Annotated in this window: 3 protein-coding genes; all 3 read right to left on the reverse strand. The window is 69.6% G+C overall.

Annotation, left to right across the window (positions count from 1 at the left end; all coding sequences use genetic code 11):
* Positions 1-53: 53 nt before the first annotated feature.
* The gene (locus tag ACG2DA_RS21310; protein WP_395258512.1) at positions 54-1,676 is read right to left on the reverse strand and encodes a PQQ-binding-like beta-propeller repeat protein; all 1,623 of its coding nucleotides are present in this window, start codon (positions 1,674-1,676) and stop codon (positions 54-56) included.
* A 77-nt stretch (positions 1,677-1,753) separates the two neighbouring features.
* The gene (locus tag ACG2DA_RS21315; protein ID WP_395258514.1) at positions 1,754-4,087 is read right to left on the reverse strand and encodes a PQQ-binding-like beta-propeller repeat protein; all 2,334 of its coding nucleotides are present in this window, start codon (positions 4,085-4,087) and stop codon (positions 1,754-1,756) included.
* A gap of 137 nt (positions 4,088-4,224) precedes the next feature.
* A complete protein-coding gene (locus tag ACG2DA_RS21320; protein ID WP_395258515.1) occupies positions 4,225-6,093 on the reverse strand; it encodes a M28 family peptidase in 1,869 nt (622 codons plus the stop codon).
* Positions 6,094-6,233 lie beyond the last annotated feature (140 nt).

The raw sequence follows: 6,233 nt of genomic DNA on the forward strand, positions 1-6,233 counted from the left end.
CTCGGAGGGTCCGGGACGCTTGGGCGACCGGGTTCAGTTCTCCGCCGCGGCGGTCACTCGCCGTCGACGTCGAAGCAGTACAGCCGAGAGCGGTCCGAGACGAACATTTTGCCGTGGGCGATCGTCGGGGTGCTGTAGACGGAGGAGGAGAACATCTTCTCCTCGATCACGTTCTCCTCGCGGCCCAGTTCCATCACGGTGAGGTCGCCGTCCTCGTCGCCGACGAAGATCTTGCCGTCGGCCACCATCGGGGAGCCCCAGCAGGCGGCGAACATGTCGTAGACCCACAGCCGCTTGCCGGTCTCGGCGTCGAGGCAGTGGACGAAGCCGGAGAGGTCCGGGGCGATCACCAGGCCGTCGTGGACGGCGACGGTGCTCATCGTGCGGCGGTAGATCAGCTCGCCCTTGCTGCCGGTCACGCTGCCGTCCGTATCCTCGCCGCCGTAGTGCCAGACCTGTTTGCTGTTGGGGTTGGGGACGATCTTGTCGTCCTCCATCAGCGTCGGGGAGACGTCGCCGGAGCCGGTGGGATCGATCTTGTAGAAGTGGCCCACGCCTTCGCCGTGTTCCGGGTCCTGGCCGACGCCCACGTAGACGTAGCCATCGGCGAACACCGGGGTGGCGATGACCGCGTTGCGGGTGCCGCGGCCGCCGAGTTCCCAGTAGCTGTCCTTGGGGTTCAGGTCGAACTGCCAGAGGATCTTGCCGCCGCCGTCGCCGTCGCCGGCAGGGTCCATCGCGTAGAGGATGCCGTCGCCGCCGGGGAACAGCACCTGGGCCTGGCCGTCGACGATGGCGACGCAGGGGCTGGACCACTGGCCGTGCAGAATGTTGTCGAAGGGGGTGTTGTCCTCCCAGACGATCTCGCCGGTGTTCTTGTTGAGGCAGAGGAAGCAGGGCGCCCGGGGGGCCGGCACTTCCAGGTGGGCCTCGTCGACGCCGTTGCTGGTCAGGAAGTAGAGGTTGTCGCCGAGGATCAGCGGCGAGGAGGTGGCGAGGTTGTGCGGGAACACGCCGAGTTCCTCGATCATGTCGAGGCTCCAGAGGATGTCGGCGTCCTCTTTCTCCGCGTCGACCTCGTCCTGGTAGTCGCCGTCGTTGGTGCCGTCGCGGAAGCCGTCCAGGTCCAGGCACATCACCTCGCAGCGGTTGGTGATCACCCAGACGCGGTCGCCCTCGATGACCGGCGTGCTGCAGATGCCCTGCTCCGGCCAGTCGTGGACGCGGCCCTGCGGGAGCTTCTCGCGGGTGAGCTGCCAGAGGAAGGAGCCGTCGTTTTCGTCGAAGCAGAGAACGACGCCGCGGTCGCCGACGTGCTGCGGGCGATACTCGCCGCCGTTGTTGGTGCCGACGAGCACCTTTCCGCCGCCGACGACCGGGTTGCCGTAGGTCTGGGACCCCAGCGGGGCGGTCCAGAGGACGTTCTTGGCTTCCTTGCGGCGGGTCTCCGGCTGGAAGTCAGCGTTCACCGTCGGGGCGGCGTTGACCATGTTGCGGAACGGGTCGCCGCCCCACATCGGCCAGTCGCCGTCCGCGGTCCACCGGGCGACCGCCGCGGCCGGATCTTCAACGACCTGGGCGGCCCCGTCCTGCGCGAGGGCGGGGGCCGGCAGGGCGAGGGTCAACAGGGCGAGCGGCGACAGGGCCGCGAGGGAAAAACGAGAGCGGGGAGGCATTGCGTTCCGCGAAACGGGGGCGAGCGGGGGAAGGAAGGGGCGGGCGGCCGGGGGCGGGAGCCGCCCCCGGCGGGGGGTCACTCCGCGGGCAGCACGGCGAAGTTGTCGAGGTAGCTGTCGGCGAGCCGGTAGGCGTAGATCCCCGCGGCGCCGGAGGACGTGGGGTGCGGGTCCTCAACGGTGAGGGTCCAGTCCGCCGGCTCCTCCTCGCCCCGCGGCCAGATCTTGCCCTTCACGATTGCGGAGCCGTCTTTGTCGGCGTCGGTCGGGGCGGTCTGCTCCACGGCGAGCTTCATCGTGTACCACTCGCCCGGCTCCATATTGAACCGCGTGCTGGCCTGCAATCGCAGGTGGGCCTGCCAGGACTGAATCTCCAGCCGCAGGCGGTTCGCTTTGGAGATCAGGCTGTATTTCTCGTTGGTGATCCCGACGCTGGCCAGCCGGCGCCGGCCCTCGACCATGAAGTCGGCCTGCACGACGTAGTCCGTCATCGTGGGCTGGCCGACCCAGACGTCGAAGCTCGGCTTGCCCTTGGCCGCTTCGCCGCCGGCCATCAGCAGGGAGACGCCGTCCCCCTTCTCGACCGGCTGGAACTTGCCCGCGGCTCCGACCCACGCCGGGAACGACGGGCGGCCGTCCGGGGACAGGTCGTTGAAGTCGTACTTCCAGGGCAGCGGCGGGTAGAACCGCACCTGGGCGTCGCTGGTCAGATCGCCCAGCGTCGCGGTGATCGTGCCGTCAGCCGGCAGGTTCGGACCGCCGTCCACAGAGAGGGTCAGGCCGTCGAGCAACAGTCCCTGGAACGGCTTCGAGACCGACAGCTCCGCGTCGGAGACGGTCCGCAGGAACCGGCCATGTTCGTTGTAGGCCCGGACCTCGAACTCCTGTTTCTCGCCCGGTTTGAGGCTGACCAGCGCCGGCACGATGCGGAGCGTCGCCGGCGGTCCCTCCACGTCGGCCTCCATCGGCAGCGCCGGGATGTCGACGGTCACCTTCGCCTGCTCCGGGGCGCCGATGCAGTACGTGCGGTCGCGGGCGACCAGCAGGATGCGGCCGTCGGAGATTGCCGGGCTGGCGGTCGTTTCGTCCGGGCCGACCACCGTGTCCGCCTGGAGCACGACTTCGCTGAGAACCTCGCAGCCCTCGCGGGACGGTTCGAGGATCCAGACGCGGCCGGCGGCCTCCATCACGTAGATTTTGCCGTCCGCCCAGACCGGCGAGCCCTTGCCGACGGTGCCGAGGGTGAAGACCCACAGGCGTTCGCCGGAGTGGGCGTCGTAGGCGTGCAGTTTGCCGACGTCGGTGACGACGTACAGGATGTCGTCGTGCAACAGCAGGCCGGTGTAGCCGGCCTTGGTGCCGTTCTCCCGCCAGACGCTGGCCTTGGGGTTGTCGGTGAGGTCGCCGCTGGCGAGTTCGCCCTGTCCGTCAGCACCAGTGCCGAGGGTTGGATCGATGCACTGCACGCGGCCGAGGCCGCCCTCGGTGGTGTCGATGTTGTCCTCGCCGTGGGAGATGTAGACGAGGCCGTCCGGGCCGACGACGGGGCTGGCGTTGAGGCCGCGTTTGCTCATGCGGAAGCCCCACAGCGGCTTACCGGTGCGGGCCTCGATGCTCCAGAGGCCGCCGTCGGCGTTGCCGCTGATGAGCTGCCGCACGCCGCCGATCACGGCAACGACGGGGTTGGTGTAGATGGTGTCCTCGGCGGGGCCGCCGGGGGTGCTGGCCCACAGCACGTTGCCGTTCCGCACGTCGAAGGCGTAGAACCGCTGCCGCGGCGGCGGGGCGCCGATCGCGTAGTCGGCGTTGGCGATGAAGGAAACGATCACCCGGTCCTCGTCGACGATCGGGGTGGTCGTCCGGCCGCCGTAGCCGCTGATGTGGCCGAGCAGCTCGTACATCTGCACTTCCCACAGGCGTTCGCCTTTCGGGGAGTAGCAGATCAGCGAGCCGTCGACGGTGTGCACGAAGACGTTGCCGGTCTCCTGATCCACCGTGGGGGACGCCCAGCCGACGCGGTTGCTGGGGATATCGGTCTGGGCGACGGGGAACTCGTCCCGCCACAGTTCCTCGCCGGTTTCCATGTCCCAGCAGACGGTCATCTGTTGGGCGTCGATCAGTTCGTCCGTCTTGCGGACGTCCGCCTCGGTGCGGGTGTTGAGGTAGGCCCGGCCCTCGAAGATCGCCGGGGTCGCCCGGCCGCCGGTCTCGCTGATCCAGAGGAGGTTCTTGGCTTCCGCGTCGCCGTACCCGGGGTTCCAGTCGTCGATCAGGCCGGTCTCGCGGGAGACGCCGGTGCCCTCCGGCCCGCGCCAGTAGGCCCAGTCGCCGGCGGCGGCGGCGGGCGTCAGCGTGGCGGCCGCCGACAGCCCGGCGGCCAGGAGGAACAGCGGAACGAGGCGGACGGTCATCGGCGGGCGCAACGGGGGGAGCGGTGAGCGACGCATTAGGCTAGCGGGGTGCGGGGGGAGCTTCCAACCGGCGGCAAGCTGGAGGAACTGTGGGGGTTTCGCCGGCCGCGCGGTTTTCAATGCGGCCGGCCGGCAGGCTATTCCGCCGGGCCGAGGGTGACGGTCAGCGTTTCGGATTGGCCGTCGCGGTCGACGGTCACCTCGACCGTCTGCCCGACCTTCGCTTCGTCCAGGGCCGCGGAGAGCCCCACCAGATCGGCCACCGGCGTGCCGGCGACGGCCGTCACCACGTCGCCGACGCGGAAGCCCGCCTTCACCGCGGGGCCGTCCGGGACGAGCTGATCGATCTCCACGCCCCCGACGGCGGCGGGGAGGTCCTTGGGCACCACGCCCAGCACGGGTCGCCCCTCGGCCTGCTTGCGGCCGTCGAGCCGGGACATCGGCGGTTCGGTGAACTCCAGCGGCTCCCCGCCGGTCAGGATGCCGTCGGTGAGGACCTCGGCAAAATCGGCCAGTTCAGCGACCCCTTTTAAATTCACCGTCTCCACGTCGTCCTCCGGCTTGTGGTATTGCGGATGCAGGCCGGTAAAGAAGTGAAACGCCGGGATCTCCTTCTTAATGAAGTCCCAGTGATCGCTGGCCGCCAGCACGCCGTCGACCCGGTCGACGATCACCCCGGTGCGGGCCGCGGCGGCGTCCACCAGCGGCGGGAACTGCGGGGAGCTGCTCATGCCGTGCAGCTGAAAGGCGTTGTCGCCGTAACGGCCGACCATGTCGAAGTTGAGCATGGCCCGGGTCGTCTCCAGCGGGAACAGCGGCTCCTTGGTGACGTAGTGAATGCTGCCCAGCAGACCGCGTTCCTCGCCGCTGAAGGCGATGAACACCATCCGGCGGGGCGGCTTGTCGCCGGCGGCGGCCCGGGCGCCGTAACGGCGGATCAATTCCAGTAGCAAGCTGGTCCCGCTGCCGTTGTCGTCCGCCCCGTTGTGCACCGCGTTGGAGCCCGGCGAACGGCTGCCCGTCCCGCCGTAGCCCAGGTGGTCGTAGTGGGCGCCCAGCACGACGGTCTCGTCCGCGTGCGGCCCCTCGCCCTCCAATACCCCGACCACGTTATAAACGTTCGCCAGCTTCGGCTCGAACTTGAAGTTGAGGTCCGCGGAGTACCCCATCGGTCCGCCGATCGGGGCGAGGGCGGCGTCGATGCCCTTCTCCAGGGCGTCGGTCGAATGGAACTTCAAACCGGCTTTGCTCTCGATCGGGTGCGCCGCCAGCAGTTGGTCCGCCAGTTGGCGGGTGATCTGCCCGAACGGCAAATCGAACGCCGGGCCGCCGAAGGCGTCGGGGGCGCTCAGCACGTCGCCCTCCTCGGCGACCGTCTTGGAATCGTTGATCAGCAGCACGGCCGCGGCGCCGGCGTCCTGGGCGGCCTGCACCTTGCTGCGGATGTAGGCGAACCGGCTGGTCGCCGTGCCGTCGAAGGGGCTCTCGGCGTCGTCCTGCCGGGGTTCGCGGCGGAGGACCACGGCGATCTTGTCCTTCACGTCCAGCCCGGCGAAGTCGTCGTAGCCGAGGTCCGGCGCGGTGATGCCGTACCCGGCGAACACCAGGTCCGCCTGCACCGAGCCGCCGGCGCCGTAGGCGAGCGGTTGGATCTGCTCGCCGATCGTCAGTTCCCGCTCTCCGCCCTCGGGGCCGACGAGGGTGACGGAGGTCTCTTCGGCCTCCGGGGCGCTGCCGACGGTGATGTCGAACGGCTGAAAGTACCCGCCGTCCGTCGCGGCGCCGGACAGGCCGGAGGCCTGCATCTGGGCCCGGATCAGGTCGGCGGCCTTTTTGAGGCCCTCGGTTTCGGGGCCGCGGCCCTCGAATTCGTCGGAGGCCAGCTTCCGCAGGTCGGCGGTGATCCGTTCGACGGCCGTCCCGGGCAACGCGGCGACGGGGTCGTCTTGCCCCCAGGCCGGAGCGATGCAGGTCAGAAGGGCCAGGCAGGCGAAGCGAAGCGACATGGACAGGGAGGGGCGGGGGCTCTGGGGCGCGGGGCGAGCGACAGGAGGATACGCCCTCGCCGCGTCCCTCACACCCAGTCCCGGACCGACGGGGCTCCTGTCCCAATCCCGGCCCGTCGGCGCTCCTGCGGACGGCCTCG

Source organism: Alienimonas sp. DA493 (assembly GCF_043951915.1).
Lineage (GTDB): Bacteria > Planctomycetota > Planctomycetia > Planctomycetales > Planctomycetaceae > Alienimonas.